Here is a 19,286-nt window from a genome sequence, read left to right as displayed (position 1 = left end):
GCGAACAATGAGCAAAGAATTGTTACTAGTTGCAGAGGCGTTATCAAACGAAAGAGGTGTAAGTAAAGATGTAATTATACTTGCCATTCAGGCCGCATTGGAGTCTGCAACTCGCAAGATCTTTGGTTTAGATATAGGTGTACGAATAAAACTAGATCCCCGCACTGGTGACTATGAAACCTTTAGATATTGGGATGTACTAGCTGATGATGAGCTAGAACATCCGGATCGCCAATTAACTCTAGAGCAAGCAAAAGAACGTAATCCCGCAGCAAAAATTGGTGAACGCATTGAAGAATCAATCCCTTCGATTGAATTTGGAAGAATTGAAGCTCAGGCGGCACGCCAAGTTATTATGCAAAAAGTTAGAGAAGCTGAGCGTGAGCTGGTAATCGATCAATTTAGAAGCAAGCTAGGACAATTGATTTATGGCACTGTTAAGAAAGTAACACGCGATAATATTATAATTGATTTAGGTGGTAAAGCGGAGGCTTTTCTACCACGTAATGAGATGTTACCACATGAGATGTTTCGTCCAAATGATAGAGTTCGTGCTTATTTATATGAGATAACACCCCAAGCACGTGGTCCACAGCTATTTGTGAGTCGTACTCGTAATGAAATGCTTATAGAGCTCTTCCGAATTGAAGTACCAGAAATTGGTGAAAATGTTATTGAAGTTAAAGCTGCGGCACGGGATCCCGGAAACAGAGCTAAAATTGCAGTAAAAACTAACGATGGAAGAATTGATCCTGTAGGCGCTTGCGTTGGTATGCGTGGCGCTCGAGTTCAAGCTGTTTCTAGTGAACTGGGGGGAGAGCGTGTAGACATTATTTTATGGGATGACAATCCGGCCCAATTAGTCATTAATGCTATGGCTCCAGCAGAAATTTCTTCCATTGTTGTTGATGAAGATACGCATACAATGGATCTGGCAGTAGAAAAGGATCAATTATCCCAAGCAATTGGTCGCAATGGGCAAAACGTTCGATTGGCAAGCCAATTAACTGGCTGGACCTTGAATGTAATGACTACAGATGAATTTGAAAATAAGAATTTGGAAGAATCGAGCAAAATTGTTAAGTTATTTACTTCTGCACTGGAAATTGATGAAGAAATTGCTACATTACTTGTAGCACATGGTTTTTCTTCTCTTGAAGAAATAGCTTATGTACCCAAGGAAGAATTACTCGCTATAGACGAATTTGATGAAGAAATTGTTGAAGAACTAAGAAATAGAGCAAACGATAAATTACTCACTATGGCTCTTTCATCGGGTAAAGAGCTATCTGGTTCACCTGATGAATCACTACTCTCAATGGAAGGTATGACTGAAGAGTTAGCTAAGAAATTAGCCGCGAAAGGGATTACTTCCATGGAAGATTTAGCTGAGCAATCTGTGGATGAGCTGTTAGAAATTGAAGGGATTACTGAAGAAAAGGCCGGAGCTTTGATTATGAAGGCCAGAGAACCATGGTTTTTATAAGGCTATGGATTTATTATAAATTAATGTAGTGCAAATATGCAGTTCTGTTCTTAGATTGATGAATATAACTGCTGAAAGGGGATTAAAATATGGCGGATGTGACGGTTAAACAATTAGCTCAAGTCGTTGGTATTCCGGTTGAACGCTTATTGAACCAGTTACAGGAAGCAGGGTTGTCTTTTACCGATGACCAACAGACTGTGAACGAAGAGCAAAAGCGGATCCTACTCAATCATTTGAAGAGGAGTTCTCTGCGCGACGTGAATGTTTCGCCTGAAAGAATTACTTTAAGACGAAAAAGTTTATCGCAAGTCACTGTTGGCCATGATGCTCATAGTGGAAAAACCGTGAGTGTTGAAGTTCGTAAGAAAAAAGTCTTTGTAAAACGCACTCCAATAGCTGAGCAGCAATCTGAGATTGAAGAACCTGTTGTTATGCCTGAAGAAAATCAGATTGCAGTTGAGCGCCATCCTGCAGAAGCAGCTCCAGAAAGTTTATCTGAAACTCCCGCTGAGGCTGAAAATATTGTTGAAACTGCTGATGTTGATGTTGAAACAAAAGAAGAACCTGAGTTAGAAGAAAAGGCACTGGAAGAAAAAACTGAAGATCTCTTGGAAACTTTTTCTACTGAAGTTCTTGAAAATACAAGCACCCTTGGAGACATTGAAGAAGTTCCTGCAAAAGAAGAACATAGATTAGAAAAGCAAGCTAAAAAGAAACATGTAGATCAAGGAACTGAGTCAGACGCATCAGACTTTAGAAAAGCCAAGAAAAAACCAAAATATCAATCGATTTACGAGCGTGATGAAGAAGAGCAAGAAGGACATAGACGAAGCGGACGTAATAAATTTAAAAAACGAAAAGGGGTTGAGAAATCAGAAAAACTTAGGGAAGCTGAAGAATCATTAAAACATGGTTTTGCATTGCCAACAGCACCCGTTGTCAGAGAGGTTTTAATCCCAGAAACTATTACAGTTGCTGAGTTAGCAAAAAGAATGTCTGTAAAAGCTGCCGAAGTTATTAAAATAATGATGTCACTTGGAGCAATGGCAACCATAAACCAAGTTATTGATCAAGAAACAGCAGTTATTGTTGTTGAAGAGATGGGACATAAGGCGCATGTAATCAAAGAAGATGCAATCGAAGTTGGTTTAGGAGAGTCGATTACTAAGGGTAGTGTGACTGAATCCAGAGCGCCTGTAGTTACAATTATGGGGCATGTGGATCATGGTAAAACGTCTTTACTTGACTACATCCGTCGAACCAAAGTTGCTATTGGAGAAGCAGGTGGTATTACGCAACATATTGGTGCTTATCATGTGAGCACGCCTAAGGGTGATGTTACCTTCTTAGATACCCCGGGCCATGCTGCATTTACCGCAATGAGAGCTCGTGGTGCGAAAGTCACAGATATCGTTATCTTGATCGTTGCTGCAGATGATGGAGTTAAACCACAAACGATTGAGGCGATTCAACACGCAAAAGCAGCAAAGGTTCCGATAATCGTTGCAATTAATAAAATGGATAAACCAGATGCTGATCCCGACCGAGTTATGAATGAACTATCGGTGCATGAAGTAATTCCAGAGGCATGGGGTGGTGATACTATGTTTATCAATATCTCAGCCAAATCAGGCATGGGTATTGATGATTTACTTGATGCAATATTATTGCAATCTGAAGTTTTAGAACTGACTGCGGTTACTGATGGTGCTGCTAAAGGTGTAGTCATCGAGTCACGCCTGGATAAAGGTAGAGGCCCCGTAGCAACAGTGTTAGTGCAAAGTGGAACCCTACACAAAGGGGATATTTTGCTTGCTGGCTTTCAGTACGGTAGGGTGCGTGCACTCGTTGGTGATAATGGGGATATGGTTGATAGTGCTGGCCCATCCATTCCAGTTGAAGTTCTTGGCTTATCAGCAATTCCTCATGCTGGAGATGAAGCGGTTGTTGTTCCTGATGAGAAAAAAGCAAGAGAAGTGGCTTTGTTCCGTCAAGGTAAATTCCGTGATGTAAAACTTGCCAGACGACAAAAATCAACGATTGAAGGCATCATGGAAAATATGGCTGCTGGAGAGTCAAAAGTACTTAATGTAGTGCTTAAAGCAGATGTTCAAGGTTCCCTCGAAGCGATTTCAGATGCATTAGTGAAATTATCTACCGATGAAGTCAAGGTTGAAGTTATTTCAAGTGGTGTAGGTGGTATCACTGAATCTGATGTGCATTTGGCTATAGCATCTAACGCAATTTTAGTTGGCTTTAATGTCAGAGCTGATAGCAGCGCTAAGAAATTGGCTGAGCATGAATCAGTACCTTTACATTATTACAGCGTTATTTACGATATTGTTGATCAGATCAAGGGTGCTTTAACAGGCATGCTTGCTCCGCAATTTAAAGAAGAAATTATTGGTATTGCCGAAGTTCGTGATGTGTTCAAATCACCTAAAATTGGCGCTATTGCAGGTTGTATGGTTGTTGAAGGTGTTATTAAACGTAATAACCCTATTCGTGTACTGCGTGCTAATGTGGTCATCTATGAAGGAACTTTGGAATCATTAAGAAGATTTAAAGACGATGTGGTTGAGGTTCGCCAAGGATTTGAATGCGGTATTGGCGTCAAAAATTACAATGATGTAAAACCAGGTGATCTAATCGAAGTATACGAAACAGTAGAAATTAAGCGTGATTTATAAAGATGGGTCATAATTTTAAACGTACAGATCGTGTCGCTGAGATGATTCAGCGAAAGCTAGCTCAGATAATACCTAAGGAAGTAAAAGATCCGCGCTTAACAGGCTTTGTGACTATATCAGCAGTAAAAGTTGCTGCTGATTTAGGGCATGCCAAAGTATATTTTACCGTGCTCAATGATGACAAAAAAACTGCTGAAGCAATTTTAAATGCTGCTTCTAGCTATTTACGTAGCGCTTTGGCACGCAGTATTACTTTGCGCACAGTTCCTCAACTGCATTTTGTATATGATGAATCAATAGAATATGGACAACGTTTAAGCCGTCTCATCGATAAAGTGAATCCGCAAACTCCAGAAGATAATGAAAGCGAATAAATCTTTAGCACTAGATGGAATTTTATTGCTGAATAAATCAGAAGGAATGACCTCTAATAAAGCCTTACAAAGAGCAAAGAGGCTGTTAGGCGCACAAAAGGCTGGGCATACTGGAAGTTTAGATCCATTAGCGACTGGCATGTTACCACTTTGTTTTGGTGAAGCGACTAAAGTATGTCAGTTTTTACTTGATGCAGATAAATGTTATGAAACGACGGGTTTGTTGGGTATTAAAACCAATACTGCTGATGCTACAGGAGAGGTGATTGCGCGCGTTGATGCGTTTACAATTTCTGAGGAACAGTTATTGGATGCACTGATACAACATACAGGCTATATAAAGCAGATACCTTCGATGTTTTCTGCTTTAAAGCATAACGGAAAACCTCTTTACCGTTTTGCCAGAGAAGGGATCAATATAGAGAGAGAAGCACGAGAGATCCTGATTAGTAATTTACAACTTACTGCTTTTGATGGAATTCAATTTTCGCTCACGGTGACATGTAGCAAGGGAACTTATATTCGTAACTTAGTTGAAGATATTGGTGATGTATTAGGAGTAGGAGCGCATGTGACTCGGTTACATAGAGTTTATACATCGGGTTTAGATACTATGCCAATGTATTCGCTGGATGAATTGGAGGCAATGTCTGTTTCCGAAAGAATGGATTGTTTAGTTCCTATGGATAGAGCAGTTAACCACTTTGCACAAGTAACTCTTTTGGATGATGAGGTCGTTTCAATTCGCCAAGGCAGAGTAGTGACAAATAAAATAGGTGTTGGAGAAGTAGATTGTGTTCGTCTTTATGATGAGAAGGCGCAATTTATTGGGTTAGGTGAACGAAATATACAGGGTGACATTAAAGCGAAACGATTGCTTTCTTTTTAATTTTTTAACGTTATAAAAGAAACAATCTCAACTAAATATGAAATTTTTTGCACAAAAATAATTTTCAGTACTTGTTTCGTTGGACATGCCTTGGTAGAATGTTCGCCTTTAAATGAATACTTAGTAGTTCCAGGAGTGTATAATGTCGCTAAACAGCGCAGATAAAGCAGCAATCGTTAAAGAATATAAGCGTTCCGATAAAGATACAGGTTCGCCTGAAGTTCAGGTTTCTATTATTACAAGCCGCATTAAATATTTAACTGAGCATTTTAAAGAGCACAAAAAAGATTTCCATTCCCGACGTGGACTACAACAACTCGTTAATAAGCGTCGTAAGTTATTAAAATATTTAAAGCGTAACGATGAAGCTCGATATCAAACATTGATCCAAAGTCTGGAACTGAGAGATTCTTATTGATTGCTGAGCAAGAACATTTCTTTAGAAATGTACTTTATAAAAAATACTTTAAATAAAGGCGCAATTTTCTGCGCCTTTTTTTCGTTATAATTACTTAATGAGGAAGATTACGTGGCTAAGTTTACAAAAGAAATAGCATTTGGTGACCACACTCTTATATTGGAAACTGGTGAAATTGCACGACAAGCTGATGGAGCAGTATTAGCCAGTATGAATGGCACCCAAGTATTAGCTACGGTAGTCGGTAAAAAAGATGGTGGCGAAGGGAATGATTTTTTCCCCCTCACAGTAAATTACCAGGAAAAATTTTATGCAGTAGGTAAAATCCCTGGTGGATTTAACAAACGCGAAGGTAGACCATCTGATAATGAAACATTAATTTCACGCTTAATTGATCGTCCTATTCGGCCATTATTCCCAGATGGTTTTTGTAATGAAGTCCAAGTCATAGTGACAGTTCTTTCTTTAAACCCTGAAGTTTCATCAGATATTGTCGCAATGGTTGCCTCTTCTGCTGCATTAGCCCTTTCTGGCGTGCCTTTCAATGGACCAATTGGAGCTGCGCGTGTTGGATATCGAGATGGCATTTATTTATTGAATCCGAGCCGCAAAGACTTAGAGCAATCCAGACTGGATTTAGTGGTTGCAGGAACTAAAGACGCTATTTTGATGGTAGAGTCAGAAGCTAAAGAATTGAGCGAAGACATTATGCGTGGCGCTATCATGTTTGGTCATGAAATGATGAAAAATGTGATCAAAGCGATAGAAGAACTGGCAGCACAAGCAGGGAAAACCCGTTGGGAATGGAACCCTCCTGAAGTTGATACTCATTTGCAAGAACGCATTGCTGATATGGTAAAACAGGAAGTTGAGACAGCCTATCTGATTAGAGACAAGCAAGAGCGTTACCAGCGTTTAGGCGAATTAAAAGAGCAAACAATCGCTGCTTTGCAAGCTGAAAACGATGAGTTAAAAGCAGATGTTATTGCCTCTATGTTTGTCGAAATAGAACGCGCTACTGTACGCAATCGAATCCTTGATGGTGAACCACGAATTGATGGCCGTGATCATAAGACAGTTCGTCCTATTGCGATTCGGACAAAACTTTTAGAAAGAACACACGGTTCCGTGTTGTTTACTCGCGGTGAAACACAAGCTATTGTCGTTGCTACTCTAGGTAATGATCGTGATGCACAAATGTTAGATAATATCACTGGTGAAGCAAAAGACCGATTTATGTTGCATTACAATTTCCCCCCCTATTCAGTAGGTGAGACTGGTATGGTTGGAAGTCCCAAGCGTAGAGAAATTGGACATGGTCGTTTAGCCAAACGAGCGCTTATAGCGGTATTGCCTGAGGCAAATGAATTTCCTTATGTATTAAGAGTTGTCTCTGAAATCACCGAATCAAATGGCTCAAGCTCAATGGCTACTGTGTGTGGTACCAGCCTTGCATTAATGGATGCAGGTGTTCCATTGAAAGCTCCTGTTGCTGGGGTAGCAATGGGTTTGATTAAAGAAGGTGAGCGTTATGCCGTATTAACGGATATATTAGGTGATGAGGACCATTTGGGTGATATGGACTTCAAAGTTGCCGGAACAGAGCATGGGATTACTGCATTACAAATGGACATTAAAATCCACGGTATTACCAATGAAATTATGGAGCAGGCTCTAGACCAGGCGTTAGAAGGTCGTCTGCACATTCTTGGTGTCATGAATAATGCATTATCAGAGCATAGAGAAGAATTATCGCAACATGCACCACGAATTACTACTATGAAAGTTGCTGAAGACAAGATTCGGACTATTATTGGTAAAGGTGGAGCAACGATTAAAGGATTGATTGAAAGCACAGGTGTTTCTATTGATATCGATGATACTGGCGTGGTTCAATTATTTTCTCCAGACATGAATGCATTGGAAGAAGCACAAAAACAAATTAAAGCGTTAATTGCGGAAATTGAGGTTGGCCAAACCTATCAGGGCAAAGTAAGTAAGATCGTTGATTTTGGTGCTTTTATTAACCTTTTGCCTGGAAAAGATGGCTTACTCCATATTTCTCAAATCTGCAGTGACCGCTCACAGAAGGTTGAATCTGTATTGCAAGAAGGTCAAGAGATTGAAGTATTTGTTGCTGGTATTGATAAGCAAGGTCGCGTGAAGCTTGAGTGGAAAGATAAGCCTCAAGCAGAAGGAGCAGCTGCTGCGCCTGTTGTAGAAGAGCACGTTGAGGAAGAACATCAAGATGCTGCGAATATGGATGATCGTGTAGGTGAAGAAGAGTAAATTCTATTGATGGGCTCTCCTGTATGTTGATGTAAGAGGAGAGTCATAATTGTGATGGTGTCAGATTCTATAGGTAGCCGTATTAAGGTAGCGTAATACGGGGATGCATCCTTATTAATCCCGGATACGACTTGGTTTAATCCGGGCTACACATTTTATGTACAAGAGATTTCTTACTTCCCGGGACGGCGTATCTCCTTCGTGAACGCCTAGTCCCCAGGATATTCATACTAGAAATGAAGAAACCAAAAATGGATTAATTGCCATGCGTCAAAGTTAAAAATTCGGCACGACTTGTTGGGTTATTACGCATGTCGCCAAGCATGACTGAAGTTGTCATTATTGAGTTTTGCTTTTCAACACCCCGCATCATCATACACAGATGCTTCGCTTCGATAACTACAGCCACACCACGTGCACCAGTAATTGATTGCAAGCAATTTGCTATCTCTGTGGTTAAACGTTCTTGAATTTGCAGGCGTCGGGCGAAATAATCAACGATACGTGCTATTTTTGATAATCCTATTACCTTCCCATTGGGAATGTATCCAACATGACATTTGCCAAGAAATGGGAGTAAATGGTGTTCACACATAGAATACATTTCTATATCCTTTACTATAACCATTTCACTCATGTCCGAATCAAAAAGTGCACCATTAATGATGTCTTCTAGATTCTCATTATAGCCTTTAGTCAAATAACGGATAGCATTGGCTGCACGCTCAGGCGTATCAATCAAGCCTTGTCGAGTTACATCTTCACCTAATTGTGTTAGCAGTTCTTTATATAGTTTTTCCATAGTTATTTCCTAGCCTGGGGGCCAAGTCATGTGCCGTCCGCCCAGTAAATGTAAATGAATATGATATACTGTTTGGCCACCATCGGGATTAATGTTAAAAACTAATCGATAACCTGCGTCACTTATTCCTTCAGTTTGAGCAATTTTTTTTGCCCCTAAAATCATTTTTCCCAACAGGGCCTGGTTTTCATCGCTGGCATCATTCAGTGTAGCAATATGTTGCTTCGGAATAATTAGCAGATGTTTAGGAGCTTGCGGGTTGAGATCACGAAAAGCCATTATCTCATCATTTTCGAAAACTACTGATGCAGGGATCTCACCCTGTGCAATTTTGCAAAACAAGCAATTCATAGACAATCTCATTTTGATTAAAATGAGCTATTATACATTGCATTGCTTATAATGCGACAGCTTCTCTTTGCCTTTTAACGTGTTTTTTCGCATAATAGCCGCTTTATATCATAATTCTGCATTCGGCAGAGATTCATTTTTAAAAAAATGAAAATCGCTTAGTTGTGATAGGAATTGTTTTTATTTCAAGCTGGATTAATACCAAGGTATATTTTTATTCAATAAGAGGGGAGATGAATAAATGAGTTTAATGAAGATTAGCAGTGGTCGAGATTTACCAAGAGAAATTAATGTAATTATTGAAATCCCTATGCATAGTGAACCTGTAAAATATGAAGTAAATAAAGAGTCTGGAGTGTTATTCGTTGACCGCTTTTTATCCACACCAATGTTCTATCCAGTCAATTATGGTTATGTTCCTAACACTTTATCTGAAGATGGAGATCCTGTTGATGTGCTTGTTGTAACCCCTGTTCCTCTTGTCGGTGGAACAGTGATTCCATGCCGACCCGTAGGAATGTTAAAAATGACTGATGAGTCAGGTATAGACGCTAAAATCTTAGCTGTTCCGACGAATAAGCTTACTAAAATATATCAATCAATTCAAACACACGAAGACCTTCCAGAACATTTATTAAAATCTTTAGAGCACTTTTTCAGCCATTATAAAGACTTAGAAGAAGGTAAGTGGGTTAAGCTAAATGGCTGGGCTGGCCCTGAAGCTGCTTTTGAAGAAATTATGTCAAGTGTTGCTCGTTTTAATGGAAAAGAAAAAAATAAGTAAATTTGTGGTCAAGCCCCGACCCTACATTAAACACATAATTAGCATGTGTGGCTTGTATTAGCGCAACGTAATGCGGCTACGCATGTCTATTTTCATCCGACATGGGATCTCAATTATAAACCCTATTCAAGAGCTTTTTGTCGCCAAGCCCTGTTCTAAACTATTAGCTCTCGGAGCCAAATCCGGGTTTAGGTTATTTTATATTTTCGTGTTTTCAATTCATTGCAAATTCAACTTAAAGTATTTCAAATGGACTCTAACTCGCTTTCTTGTAAACCATATGATACTTTATTTCGTGTTATAAAAGCTTAAGGAAATTCGGTGGCATACCATCTTTCTACATTGGTCATCATATTACTTTTTTTAATTTTATTGGCTGCTTTTTTTTCAGGCACTGAAATTGGTATGATGTCGATTAATCGCTACAAGTTAAAACATCTGGTCAAGAAAGAAAATAAACAAGCGATAAGAGTCAATCAAATACTTTCTCGACCTGATCGATTATTGAGTGTGGTGTTAATTGGTAATACCTTGGCTAATATTCTTGCCTCAACAATAGCAACATTGATAGGCCAGCATATTTATGGAGATGCTGGTATTGCAATAGCTACCGCTCTTTTAACACTAGTGATTTTAGTATTTGCTGAAATGATACCCAAAACATTTGCAGCAATTTATCCACAGCAAGTCGCATTTGCTACGTCATTACCTTTGCAAATTCTACAATGGATTTTCGCACCTCTTGTGTATATAACCAGTTTTATGTCTAACGGAGTTTTACGTTTATTTCAAGTCTCGATTGATAAAATACAAAAGGAATCATTGACTGGTGAGGAATTACGTTCAGTCGTCCATGAGGCAGGAGGGTTATTACCCGTTGAACATAAAAGTATGTTAATCAGTTTACTGGATTTGGAACAAGCAACGGTGGAAGATATTATGATCCCTAAGTCAGATATCGTTGGTATCGATATAGAAGAGCCTTGGACGGAAATTCTATATCAACTTGAAACAGCAAAGCATACCCGTTTGCCCTTATACCGCGATTCCATTGATGATTTGGTAGGAATGATTCATGTACGCGATGTGTTAAATTTAGCGATAGAAGATGAGTTGAGCCTTGATAGCCTAATGAAATCAGCTGATAAACCCTATTATATTCCTGAAGCGACTCCCCTCAACATTCAGATTTTAAATTTCAGAAAAATGAAAAGACGAAGTTCTTTTGTTGTGGATGAATATGGAAACATTCAGGGCTTAGTCACGATGGAAGATATCCTTGAAGAAATAGTAGGTGAATTTACGACGGATGTCGCTGCATTAAGTCGTGGTATTACGCTGCTAGATGACGGGTCAGTCATTGTCGATGCGGGTTTTACAGTACGTCATTTAAATCGCTTAATGGGATGGCATTTACCAATGATAGGACCTAAAACACTAAGTGGTTTAATCGTGGAACATCTTGGATATATACCCCCTGCCGACTCATGTTTGGCCATAGAAAACTATCGCATGGAAATATTAAAAGTCGGTGATAATACGATTAAAAGCGTAAAGGTATTTAAAATAAGTAAAAGGCGTAAATAAAAACCACGCTATTTTATCGCTTTTTTGTTTTATTCAAGCAAATTCGAGCCTGTCATTTAGAACTATGACGAAGTCGTGTTCAATGACGTTCTGTTTTGGTGGTCTAGGATTCACTTCCCCAAAATGAGCTTGGGGTTAATCACTTATTTGTGACCTAAAGTTTTCCAATACATTTTTACATTGATTAAGGAAGTCTTCGAATTGGGTCCCCTTTACAAAATACCCATCAATATTAAAATCTTGTGTGGCGATTTTATCTTTATTGTTATTTGACGTGGTAAGGACAAATATCCTCACACTATTAAATTTTGAATGAGTGCGGAACGATTGCAAAAACTCTAAACCATTCATTTTAGGCATCATTAAATCTAAAACAATAATTGCAGGTATTACTGCAGTTTCAGTATTATCATTTGTTAATATATTTAAAGCTTCAACCCCGTTTTTTGCTATTTGAAGCGTAAGGGGCAAATTCAATTTGGCAAGTTCTCTTTCTACATAAATGCAATCAATTTCATCATCATCAACAACTAAGATATGGGGAATTGTATTTTTATTAATCATTCAATCTACCTCCTATTTGTTTTGGCCAAGTAAAGTGGAATATGGCTCCTTGATTTTTATCCGATTTGACACCAATACTGCCCCCTTGCGTTTCAACAATTTTTTTTGCAATGCTAAGTCCAACACCACAGGTTTCTAAAACATCACGGGGTTGTAATGTTTGAAAAAGTTGGAAAATGCGATCTTGGTATGCGAGTTCAATGCCAGGACCATCATCAGCGACAAAAAATTCATAATAATCGTTCTTTTCAACAACGCCCACTTGAATGTGTCCTTTTGGAAGATGGTGATGTTTGACACTATTATCAATCAGTTCATAAATGACCTCCTGTAATGAGTTTTTTTCCGCCTCGATAGGAAAAGTACAATGCTTACAGCTAATATTAAAGTCATTTGCGGCTTCTACTGAATGGGCTACAGAATTAACTAATTCAGGGAAGTTAATTTTTTCAACTTTTGAGTGTGTTCCGCCTGCCTGAGCATATTTTAATAGCCCATCCAGTAACTTCGACATGCGATAGGCGCGCTTTCGTAAAAATGTTAGATATTTTCGAGATTGAGAGGTCAATTGGTTCCCTACATCTTCTTCAATCCACGAAACTAAATGTTCTATTGCAGGTAATGGTGATTTTAAATCATGAGAAGCTAAATAAACAAAACGCTCCAATTCATCTTCTGCATTTTTAACTAAAATTAAATTTGCAATTCTTGCTTTAAATTCCTCAGTAGAGAAAGGTTTAATCATATAATCTTGAGCACCTTCATGCAGCATTCGTACACAAAGTTCATCGTCTGCTTTAGCAGTTACAATCATAACTGGAGTCGATAGCAAAGAAGAATGTTGCCTTATTGCATGGACCATTTCTATACCATTCATATTGGGCATCATGATATCACTGATAATTACATGGGGATGAAATGTGATCGCTTTATCTAAACCCTCTTTACCATCTCGCGCACTGACGATACGATAATCCTTACTTAGAAGTTCACATAAAAATTCATTCATGGCCAAATTATCTTCTACCACTAAAACAAGAGGTCGGTTTGGGTTGCTCTCTACATTGGGCTGTTTCGTCACAATTTTGCGTGGTTGTCTAACAATACGAGGTATTTCAAGAGCTCTTTGTATTGGTTGTTCATTATGTACGAATTGATCTGCTGGCGCATTTAACGGGATTTGAATGATAAAAAGAGCACCACCTAATTTTGATTGCTGCACTTTAATTGTACCATTATGTAATTCGATAAAATCTTTTACAATTGCTAACCCTAAACCAGTTCCTGCTGAATGACGCATGTTTTCTTCCATTTGAAAGAAACGCTCAAAAATTTTTTCTCTAAGTTCTGAAGGAATTCCTGAGCCATTATCTTCAATGGAAAACGACGCATTCTTATTTTTTTTACCTAACCTTAGACAAATTGTTCCATGAAATGGACTAAATTTTATCGCATTGGAGAGTAAATTGAGGATCACACGTTCAATTTTTTCATTATCCATCTGAACGAATAGTTTTTTAGGGAAAGAACAAGAAACATGTAACTCTTTTGCTTCAATATCTGCTTCAAATAAAGACAGAATTTTCTTTATAAGGCACACAAAATCAACGGTGTAATAATTAATTTGTAATCTTCCTGAATCAAATTTTGCTATATCTAATAAATCATTTACATGTTTTAATAATAGAAGCGCATTCTCCTTCATTAATTGCATTTTCTTTATTTGCAATGGTGCTAAAGTTTTATCCCGTAACAAAGTATCTATGGAGCCCAAAATTAACGTGAGTGGGGTGCGCAATTCATGACTAATATTCGCGAAAAATTGCGTTTTTAGCTGATCAAGTGATGCTAAATTATAATTAGCAACTTGTAATTTTTTGTTAATGATTTGAATTTCTTGTGCTCGTTGATAAATTTCAACCTCCATTTCTCCTGCTCGGGTGCTGAGTGCTTCCATTGCTTTTAGTTGTTCATAGCGAGTTTTTTTTAGCTGGATGTATTCTGTGACGTCTTCGACTCGATGGATAATATATTTAATTTTTTTATGAATATCGAAAACAGGTAAATTTATTGGACTCCAATATCGTTCCTCATATCCTCCTCCCTTTTCTCTAGGGCGGCGAACATCGTATTTTTGGATTGCCATTATGTCATGAGTTTTATTTTTCAAAACTCTATTTAATGAGTCACTTAAATTACTTACTCCAGTTGCATGAGGGTCTTCTGGATTATCTGGGAATACATCAAATATATTTTTCCCAATAATTTGCTCTCTGGTTACCATCGTGGCTTGCAGATAATTATTGCTCACGGCAATGATAGTAAAAGCTTCATCCAGTACAAGATAAAGGCCAGGAGCAGACTCAAAAATTAATTTAAAATCAATAGGTTCGTTTGTGCTCTCCATTGCCATCGCCTCACAATCCATGTACATTAAGTATAAAATATAAACAATGTATTTAAAAGTAATTCCTTGGATGTGTTGGCAGGTTATTTTGTATCGCTTTCTTTTAAGCTGACTACTTGAGCCGTGAACATATAACCCCCATTGCGAATGGTTTTAATTAATGCAGGTTTTTTTGCATCAACTTCTATCTTTTGGCGAAGTCTACTAATTTGTACATCAATTCTTCGATCAAAAGGATTTAGATCACTGTTTTTAGTGATCTGTAACAGAAGTTCTCGATCCAAGATTCGTTGGGGTTGTTGGACAAAAGTAAGTAACAAGTCATATTCTCCAGCGCTTAATAACAATTCTTCATTCATATTACTAAACACTTGTCTGGATGCAGGATAAAGCCGCCAATTGGCAAAAATAAGAACTTCTTTTTCATGATCAGATTGTTGTTGTGCACGTAAAACGCGTCGGTTAATCGCACTGACACGCGCATGAAGCTCTCTTGGTAATAGTGGTTTTACAATGAAATCATCTGCTCCGGCCTCGAGTACTTTGATACAGGCTTCTTCATCTGGAGTATCATTTATAATCAATAAAGGTACTGGATAGTCTGTATAAAATTGATGAATCACCTGGGGATCATTTTTTAAAATCGACCAATTAATTAGAATCGCAACGGGTTTCCCAAATCCATTTTGAATAGGTGTTAATTGACGCTGTTGCACGATGTTTATGTTAAATTGAGCAAAGTATTTTTTGAGATCCTCTCTCACAGGATCGTTATCAATAAATAATAGATAACTGGGTTGTGGCATTAATTTATTCCTGGTTTTAGGAGCACTATTCACCATAATTTTGGCAAGATTAATATAGACTTGCAATTATTTTCGATATTATCCTAGAAAAAGTAGTTGAAACTTAGCGATCTGGATAAGGTACTGAACATATTGGATTATAGTAAGGATTATTAGAACAATTTTCTATGTGTCTGAATATCGACTCTATCATAAAATATTTTTCAGGTGGGAACAGAGTGTCGGATTTTTTCCAGCTGAGAAAATGCAGACACAACAAGACATCGCTCAAGGAGACAGGATGACTCATCATAGTGCTCAGTTTTCAAGTTGGTTTGTTACAGAAAATGATCGAAAGCAAATTCATCCCTATTCGCAACAATTACAACAATTATTCTCCAAGCAGCAAGTTAATTTATGGCTTGAGGGGTTCGTTGATTTTTTGAATAAAAATGATGTGATGCATATTGAACTGACAACTATATTTCATGACTGGAAAGTTGAGGAACAGTATACGGTATTGCATTATTTTTCTAATCCTGAATTTGCTTCCTTAGTGAATGCAATTTTCTTCTATAAGATACACCCGGAAAAATTGTTTGTTGATGTAATTCATCCAGAAAAGCTCGTTTCAGTGCAAATGCGTTTAGGAGTATTGCATCATTATATCGAATTAATACAACAACAATTACATAGAGTTGCTTTGCAAAATGGTCTAATTCCAGACGCTGATTACTTGTTGCATGATGAAGAGTTACCCCAAGGCATCATCATCGAGATCAATGAAAAATGTAGGCAAATGATTCAGGCTGCGGTTAAAAAATTGAAAGCAAATGTGAGTCTAAGTCAGGAAAAACAAGGGGCTATTGATTATTTACAAGATCTTAAGCGAGCTTATAAGTTCTCGTTTAACCCCAATCGATTAATTGATGCAGTGATGGTATTACAACAAAATTTATTGCCCGAGATTGTAGAAGAACAACGTTCAACTGTTTTTCAAGAAAAAATGGTGGTTTTATACCGTCAGCTTTCTACTACAGAATGTCTGGATTTATACGGCTATTTTGCCAATGATGATACTCGCTATTTACTTTATACTTTTTTTAAGATTACACAAGGCGGTACCTTCGACTGGATGCCTTCTCTTAATAGGGAAGAAAGAATGGCGGTAGTTGAAGTATTTGATGCGTTAAGCTGTGTTGTGGAAGCTTTATGTATTGAATTAAAAAATCGACATCTTCTCACAGAAACTTATATGTATGATTTGGCAAAGCCAAACATCAATATAGGCAATCCTAATCGTGATGCAGTATTTAGAGTAATGAAAATTTATAAGCCCACGAATGTAATTCCTAGCGATGTCATCGAACAATTGTTTCAATCTATTGAAGCGACTGATTGAACGGTACTTTAATAGTGGGCTGTCATTTTGGCCTAAATAATAGAATTCAACCGTCACTAGGATGTTTTTTAATTTGCCCTATTGTTTTTCCTCTTTTCCTCTAAAAAGAATGACTGTAAATATTTAATGATTAAAGCCCCTAGCTTTCTTTCCCTACCTGATTGAGTTAATGGAATACCAATTTTTCGTGAAATTTTTGCTTTAAGGGCAGAGATACCAACCAGTCTTTTCCATGAAAATCCGCCGCGATTCATTTTTATTCCTGATCACTAGAAGGGCTATTTATATGCCAATTATAGATGTAACTGTCAATAGTGTTGATGTGCTTGAGTTGACTTAGTAAAGGTTCTTTTGCAAATTGCAATAAATGAAAAATTACGTCTTTTTTGGTCCCGCCAAAATCCTCTTCATACCAATCATATAATTTAGAGATGATTAGTTTCCCCTCAATCACACTTACACCTCTAAGTGAGTTAATGTAATTTGAGGCTGCCTCATTTAATTGCTCCTCAAGAAGTTTTCCCTGATATATTTTTCTACTAAGATTAGGAGCACCGATAGTGCCGTTATTTAAGGCATAATGGGTGCGGGGATCATTCCAAATCGCTCTGATGATGCGGTTATTAATGTCATCTAAAGTCAAAGAAGTGTCTTTAATAGTGATTAGATTTGCTCCCCAGGGGCCTATACTGAATAATCCTGGTGAAATGTTAATTTCTTGAATTGAAGTAACAGGGTAATAGTTAGCTATAATTTGTACGGTCAGGGCATTGTATACATTAATCCAATACGCTAATTGTTCATCGCGATTATAATTATCTATATTTACCTCTGACATGCTTTTTAAATAATCTTTCAGTAGATTCAAGTCTGTTTGAGTCATGTGGGCATAATCAACCAGATTGATATTTTCTTCACTGCTAACAATACGACGGTTTAGAAAATCTTGCCAAAGTTTATGAGATATAACTTCTTTTGATAAGGGATTATTTATTTCCCATTTTGGCCACAAATTTTTATAAAAAGATGCATTAGCTAGCCCCGAAATCAGAAGCATTAATATAAGAATGTATTTACTGCGGCGTACGGTTTTAAACATGAATTATTGCTCTATTACGAAGGGCGTTCCCTATGGTGTTGCCATCCAAAAACTCTAACTCTCCTCCAGAGGGAATACCATGCGCCAATTGAGTAATATTAATTGGCAGATCATGCAAAAGCTGATGAATAAAATGAATAGTAGTTTGTCCTTCTACACTAGGGCTTAATGCCAATATCACTTCTTTAATTTCTTCTTGAATGATGAGACTTTTAAGTCGGGGTAATCCAATGTCTTCTGGTCCTAATCCATCTAGTGGAGATATTTTTCCCATGAGGACAAAATATTTACCTTGAAATGCGTTGCTTTGTTCTATAGCAGAGACATCCGCTGGACTTTCTACAACACAAAGCAAGGATGAGTCTCTATTTGGATTTTGGCAGAGAGTACAAATTCTTTGTTCTGTATAATTAGCACAACGTTCACAATGGTGAATGTTGTTCATTGCTTGCTCCAAGCATGATGCAAGGTGTAATCCTCTCTGTCTTTGATGCTGGAGTAAGTGAAACACCATACGTTGTGCTGATTTTGGACCTACGCCTGGTAGACAGCGAAACGCTTCTACCAAACGGTTTAGCATATCCATCGTTAGGATTATTCCTTATCGCCTTCACCCATTAGGTCAGTTGGAATATTGAGACCCGCGGTTAATTGACTAATTTTTTCTTTAGATGCTTTTTCAATTTTTCGTACTGCATCATTAATTGCGGCAGCAACTAAATCTTCCAACATTTCAACATCTTCTTCCATCATTGTCGGTTTGATCTTCACTTCGGTAGCATCATGTCGGCCATTCATTTTAATAACTACCATGCCACCGCCTGCTTCACCTGTGACAACTAATTGGCTTAGTTGTTGTTGCGCTTCTTGCATACGTTGTTGCATTTTTTGCGCTTCTTTCATCAGGTTACCAAGATTTTGATTCATATCCATTATTAGGGCCTCATATGTTTAGGTTTTAAAATTCAATATATTATAAGTCATCTTTTAGCGGGACAATAGAATTTTTGACCAATTCCGCTGAAAATTCTTGCTGAAGTTGCTGGAACATAGGGTCATTGTGCAATGCGACCTCAGCTTTTTGCTGTTTTTGTTGTGTCGCTTGTTCTTTCTGCTGCGCAGGAGAGGCTAGAACTGACTCATCACTGTTTAAAATAATTTTTATTTGGTTCTGGTAATATTGACTTAGTGCTGCTTCAAGGCGGGTGAGAACCGTTGGAGTAAATAAAGACTGATGTCCTTTAGCCACACGTAAAGTGAGCTCTCGTCCATCCTTCGCAACTAATTCAGCATTTTCTGCTGCATTGAGCGCCAAACCGGTGAGTTTTAGATGAGGGATAATGCTTGCCCAGTCTT

18 protein-coding genes (1 of these 18 only partly in view) are annotated in these 19,286 nt (G+C 37.9%); 9 read left to right on the top strand and 9 right to left on the bottom strand.

The annotated features are described in order from the left end of the window. Nucleotides 1–7 precede the first annotated feature (7 nt). The 6 genes from nusA (at nucleotide 8) to pnp (ending at nucleotide 8,149) form a co-directional block, all read left to right on the top strand. Complete coding sequence (gene nusA / locus Lstg_RS07235; protein ID WP_058476990.1) at nucleotides 8–1,486, top strand: transcription termination factor NusA; 1,479 nt, start codon at nucleotides 8–10, stop codon at nucleotides 1,484–1,486. Nucleotides 1,487–1,575: 89 nt separating this feature from the next. Further along, a complete protein-coding gene (gene infB / locus Lstg_RS07230) occupies nucleotides 1,576–4,179 on the top strand; it encodes a translation initiation factor IF-2 (RefSeq protein WP_058476989.1) in 2,604 nt (867 codons plus the stop codon). A 2-nt stretch (nucleotides 4,180–4,181) separates the two neighbouring features. Then, the gene (gene rbfA, locus Lstg_RS07225; protein ID WP_058476988.1) at nucleotides 4,182–4,553 is read left to right on the top strand and encodes a 30S ribosome-binding factor RbfA; all 372 of its coding nucleotides are present in this window, start codon (nucleotides 4,182–4,184) and stop codon (nucleotides 4,551–4,553) included. Beyond that, on the top strand, nucleotides 4,540–5,442 hold the full coding sequence (gene truB, locus Lstg_RS07220) for a tRNA pseudouridine(55) synthase TruB (RefSeq protein ID WP_058476987.1): 903 nt from the start codon (nucleotides 4,540–4,542) through the stop codon (nucleotides 5,440–5,442). Before rbfA ends, truB begins: the two co-directional genes overlap by 14 nt. 142 nt (nucleotides 5,443–5,584) lie before the next feature. Beyond that, a complete protein-coding gene (gene rpsO / locus Lstg_RS07215; RefSeq protein WP_058476986.1) occupies nucleotides 5,585–5,860 on the top strand; it encodes a 30S ribosomal protein S15 in 276 nt (91 codons plus the stop codon). Between the two features lie 111 nt (nucleotides 5,861–5,971). Then, nucleotides 5,972–8,149: a polyribonucleotide nucleotidyltransferase gene (gene pnp, locus Lstg_RS07210; protein WP_058476985.1), complete on the top strand. Its 2,178-nt coding sequence runs from the start codon at nucleotides 5,972–5,974 to the stop codon at nucleotides 8,147–8,149. A 256-nt stretch (nucleotides 8,150–8,405) separates the two neighbouring features. On the opposite strand, the gene folE is transcribed toward pnp, so the two are convergent. Both folE and Lstg_RS07200 read right to left on the bottom strand, forming a co-directional pair. Then, nucleotides 8,406–8,951: a GTP cyclohydrolase I FolE gene (folE, locus tag Lstg_RS07205; protein ID WP_058476984.1), complete on the bottom strand. Its 546-nt coding sequence runs from the start codon at nucleotides 8,949–8,951 to the stop codon at nucleotides 8,406–8,408. Between the two features lie 9 nt (nucleotides 8,952–8,960). Beyond that, nucleotides 8,961–9,302 carry a histidine triad nucleotide-binding protein gene (locus Lstg_RS07200; protein ID WP_058476983.1) on the bottom strand — a complete coding sequence of 114 codons (342 nt, stop codon included), beginning with the start codon at nucleotides 9,300–9,302 and terminating at the stop codon, nucleotides 8,961–8,963. 241 nt (nucleotides 9,303–9,543) lie between these two features. Between Lstg_RS07200 and ppa the strand changes: the two genes are divergently transcribed. Beyond that, nucleotides 9,544–10,086, top strand: coding sequence for an inorganic diphosphatase (gene ppa / locus Lstg_RS07195; RefSeq protein WP_058476982.1), 543 nt, complete (start codon nucleotides 9,544–9,546; stop codon nucleotides 10,084–10,086). A 321-nt stretch (nucleotides 10,087–10,407) separates the two neighbouring features. Beyond that, the gene (locus Lstg_RS07190; protein ID WP_058476981.1) at nucleotides 10,408–11,673 is read left to right on the top strand and encodes an HlyC/CorC family transporter; all 1,266 of its coding nucleotides are present in this window, start codon (nucleotides 10,408–10,410) and stop codon (nucleotides 11,671–11,673) included. A gap of 135 nt (nucleotides 11,674–11,808) precedes the next feature. On the opposite strand, the gene Lstg_RS07185 is transcribed toward Lstg_RS07190, so the two are convergent. The 3 genes from Lstg_RS07185 to Lstg_RS07175 all read right to left on the bottom strand — a co-directional run bounded on the left by Lstg_RS07185 (nucleotide 11,809) and on the right by Lstg_RS07175 (nucleotide 15,450). Further along, nucleotides 11,809–12,237, bottom strand: coding sequence for a response regulator (locus Lstg_RS07185; RefSeq protein WP_058476980.1), 429 nt, complete (start codon nucleotides 12,235–12,237; stop codon nucleotides 11,809–11,811). Next, nucleotides 12,230–14,644: a hybrid sensor histidine kinase/response regulator gene (locus tag Lstg_RS07180; RefSeq protein ID WP_058477053.1), complete on the bottom strand. Its 2,415-nt coding sequence runs from the start codon at nucleotides 14,642–14,644 to the stop codon at nucleotides 12,230–12,232. Before Lstg_RS07180 ends, Lstg_RS07185 begins: the two co-directional genes overlap by 8 nt. An 83-nt stretch (nucleotides 14,645–14,727) precedes the next feature. Next, nucleotides 14,728–15,450 carry a winged helix-turn-helix domain-containing protein gene (locus Lstg_RS07175; RefSeq protein ID WP_058476979.1) on the bottom strand — a complete coding sequence of 241 codons (723 nt, stop codon included), beginning with the start codon at nucleotides 15,448–15,450 and terminating at the stop codon, nucleotides 14,728–14,730. A gap of 280 nt (nucleotides 15,451–15,730) precedes the next feature. Here Lstg_RS07175 and Lstg_RS07170 point away from each other — a divergent pair, with 280 nt between their 5' ends. Further along, on the top strand, nucleotides 15,731–16,831 hold the full coding sequence (locus Lstg_RS07170; protein WP_058476978.1) for a hypothetical protein: 1,101 nt from the start codon (nucleotides 15,731–15,733) through the stop codon (nucleotides 16,829–16,831). Nucleotides 16,832–17,087: 256 nt separating this feature from the next. Here the strand turns inward: Lstg_RS07170 and Lstg_RS07160 are convergent, their stop codons facing one another. The 4 genes in view from Lstg_RS07160 to dnaX are tightly spaced (at most 40 nt apart) and all read right to left on the bottom strand, a layout consistent with a single transcriptional unit that may run on beyond the window. After that, nucleotides 17,088–17,930: a DUF547 domain-containing protein gene (locus tag Lstg_RS07160; protein ID WP_058476976.1), complete on the bottom strand. Its 843-nt coding sequence runs from the start codon at nucleotides 17,928–17,930 to the stop codon at nucleotides 17,088–17,090. Continuing rightward, nucleotides 17,923–18,516, bottom strand: coding sequence for a recombination mediator RecR (gene recR, locus Lstg_RS07155; RefSeq protein WP_058476975.1), 594 nt, complete (start codon nucleotides 18,514–18,516; stop codon nucleotides 17,923–17,925). The genes Lstg_RS07160 and recR overlap by 8 nt, the downstream gene beginning before the upstream one ends. An 8-nt stretch (nucleotides 18,517–18,524) precedes the next feature. Next, nucleotides 18,525–18,863, bottom strand: coding sequence for a YbaB/EbfC family nucleoid-associated protein (locus Lstg_RS07150; RefSeq protein WP_058476974.1), 339 nt, complete (start codon nucleotides 18,861–18,863; stop codon nucleotides 18,525–18,527). Nucleotides 18,864–18,903: 40 nt separating this feature from the next. Further along, nucleotides 18,904–19,286, bottom strand: partial view of a DNA polymerase III subunit gamma/tau gene (gene dnaX / locus Lstg_RS07145; RefSeq protein ID WP_058476973.1) — the 3' end only. The gene runs 1,273 nt beyond the window's last position; only the last 383 of its 1,656 coding nucleotides appear in the window; the start codon falls outside the window, past its right edge; it ends in the stop codon at nucleotides 18,904–18,906.

Source organism: Legionella steigerwaltii, from assembly GCF_001468065.1.
Classification (GTDB): Bacteria; Pseudomonadota; Gammaproteobacteria; order Legionellales; family Legionellaceae; genus Legionella; species Legionella steigerwaltii.
This window is presented reverse-complemented; position numbering and strand designations above follow the sequence as displayed.

Excerpts from the sequence above, each read along its gene's own strand:
- nusA (WP_058476990.1), top strand. The coding sequence starts at position 8 with ATGAGCAAAGAATTGTTACTAGTTGCAGAGGCGTTATCAAACGAAAGA.
- infB (WP_058476989.1), top strand. The coding sequence starts at position 1,576 with ATGGCGGATGTGACGGTTAAACAATTAGCTCAAGTCGTTGGTATTCCG.
- rbfA (WP_058476988.1), top strand. The coding sequence starts at position 4,182 with ATGGGTCATAATTTTAAACGTACAGATCGTGTCGCTGAGATGATTCAG.
- truB (WP_058476987.1), top strand. The coding sequence starts at position 4,540 with ATGAAAGCGAATAAATCTTTAGCACTAGATGGAATTTTATTGCTGAAT.
- rpsO (WP_058476986.1), top strand. The coding sequence starts at position 5,585 with ATGTCGCTAAACAGCGCAGATAAAGCAGCAATCGTTAAAGAATATAAG.
- folE (WP_058476984.1), bottom strand. The coding sequence starts at position 8,951 with ATGGAAAAACTATATAAAGAACTGCTAACACAATTAGGTGAAGATGTA.
- Lstg_RS07200 (WP_058476983.1), bottom strand. The coding sequence starts at position 9,302 with ATGAATTGCTTGTTTTGCAAAATTGCACAGGGTGAGATCCCTGCATCA.
- ppa (WP_058476982.1), top strand. The coding sequence starts at position 9,544 with ATGAGTTTAATGAAGATTAGCAGTGGTCGAGATTTACCAAGAGAAATT.
- Lstg_RS07185 (WP_058476980.1), bottom strand. The coding sequence starts at position 12,237 with ATGATTAATAAAAATACAATTCCCCATATCTTAGTTGTTGATGATGAT.
- Lstg_RS07180 (WP_058477053.1), bottom strand. The coding sequence starts at position 14,644 with ATGGAGAGCACAAACGAACCTATTGATTTTAAATTAATTTTTGAGTCT.
- Lstg_RS07175 (WP_058476979.1), bottom strand. The coding sequence starts at position 15,450 with ATGCCACAACCCAGTTATCTATTATTTATTGATAACGATCCTGTGAGA.
- Lstg_RS07170 (WP_058476978.1), top strand. The coding sequence starts at position 15,731 with ATGACTCATCATAGTGCTCAGTTTTCAAGTTGGTTTGTTACAGAAAAT.
- Lstg_RS07160 (WP_058476976.1), bottom strand. The coding sequence starts at position 17,930 with ATGTTTAAAACCGTACGCCGCAGTAAATACATTCTTATATTAATGCTT.
- recR (WP_058476975.1), bottom strand. The coding sequence starts at position 18,516 with ATGGATATGCTAAACCGTTTGGTAGAAGCGTTTCGCTGTCTACCAGGC.
- Lstg_RS07150 (WP_058476974.1), bottom strand. The coding sequence starts at position 18,863 with ATGGATATGAATCAAAATCTTGGTAACCTGATGAAAGAAGCGCAAAAA.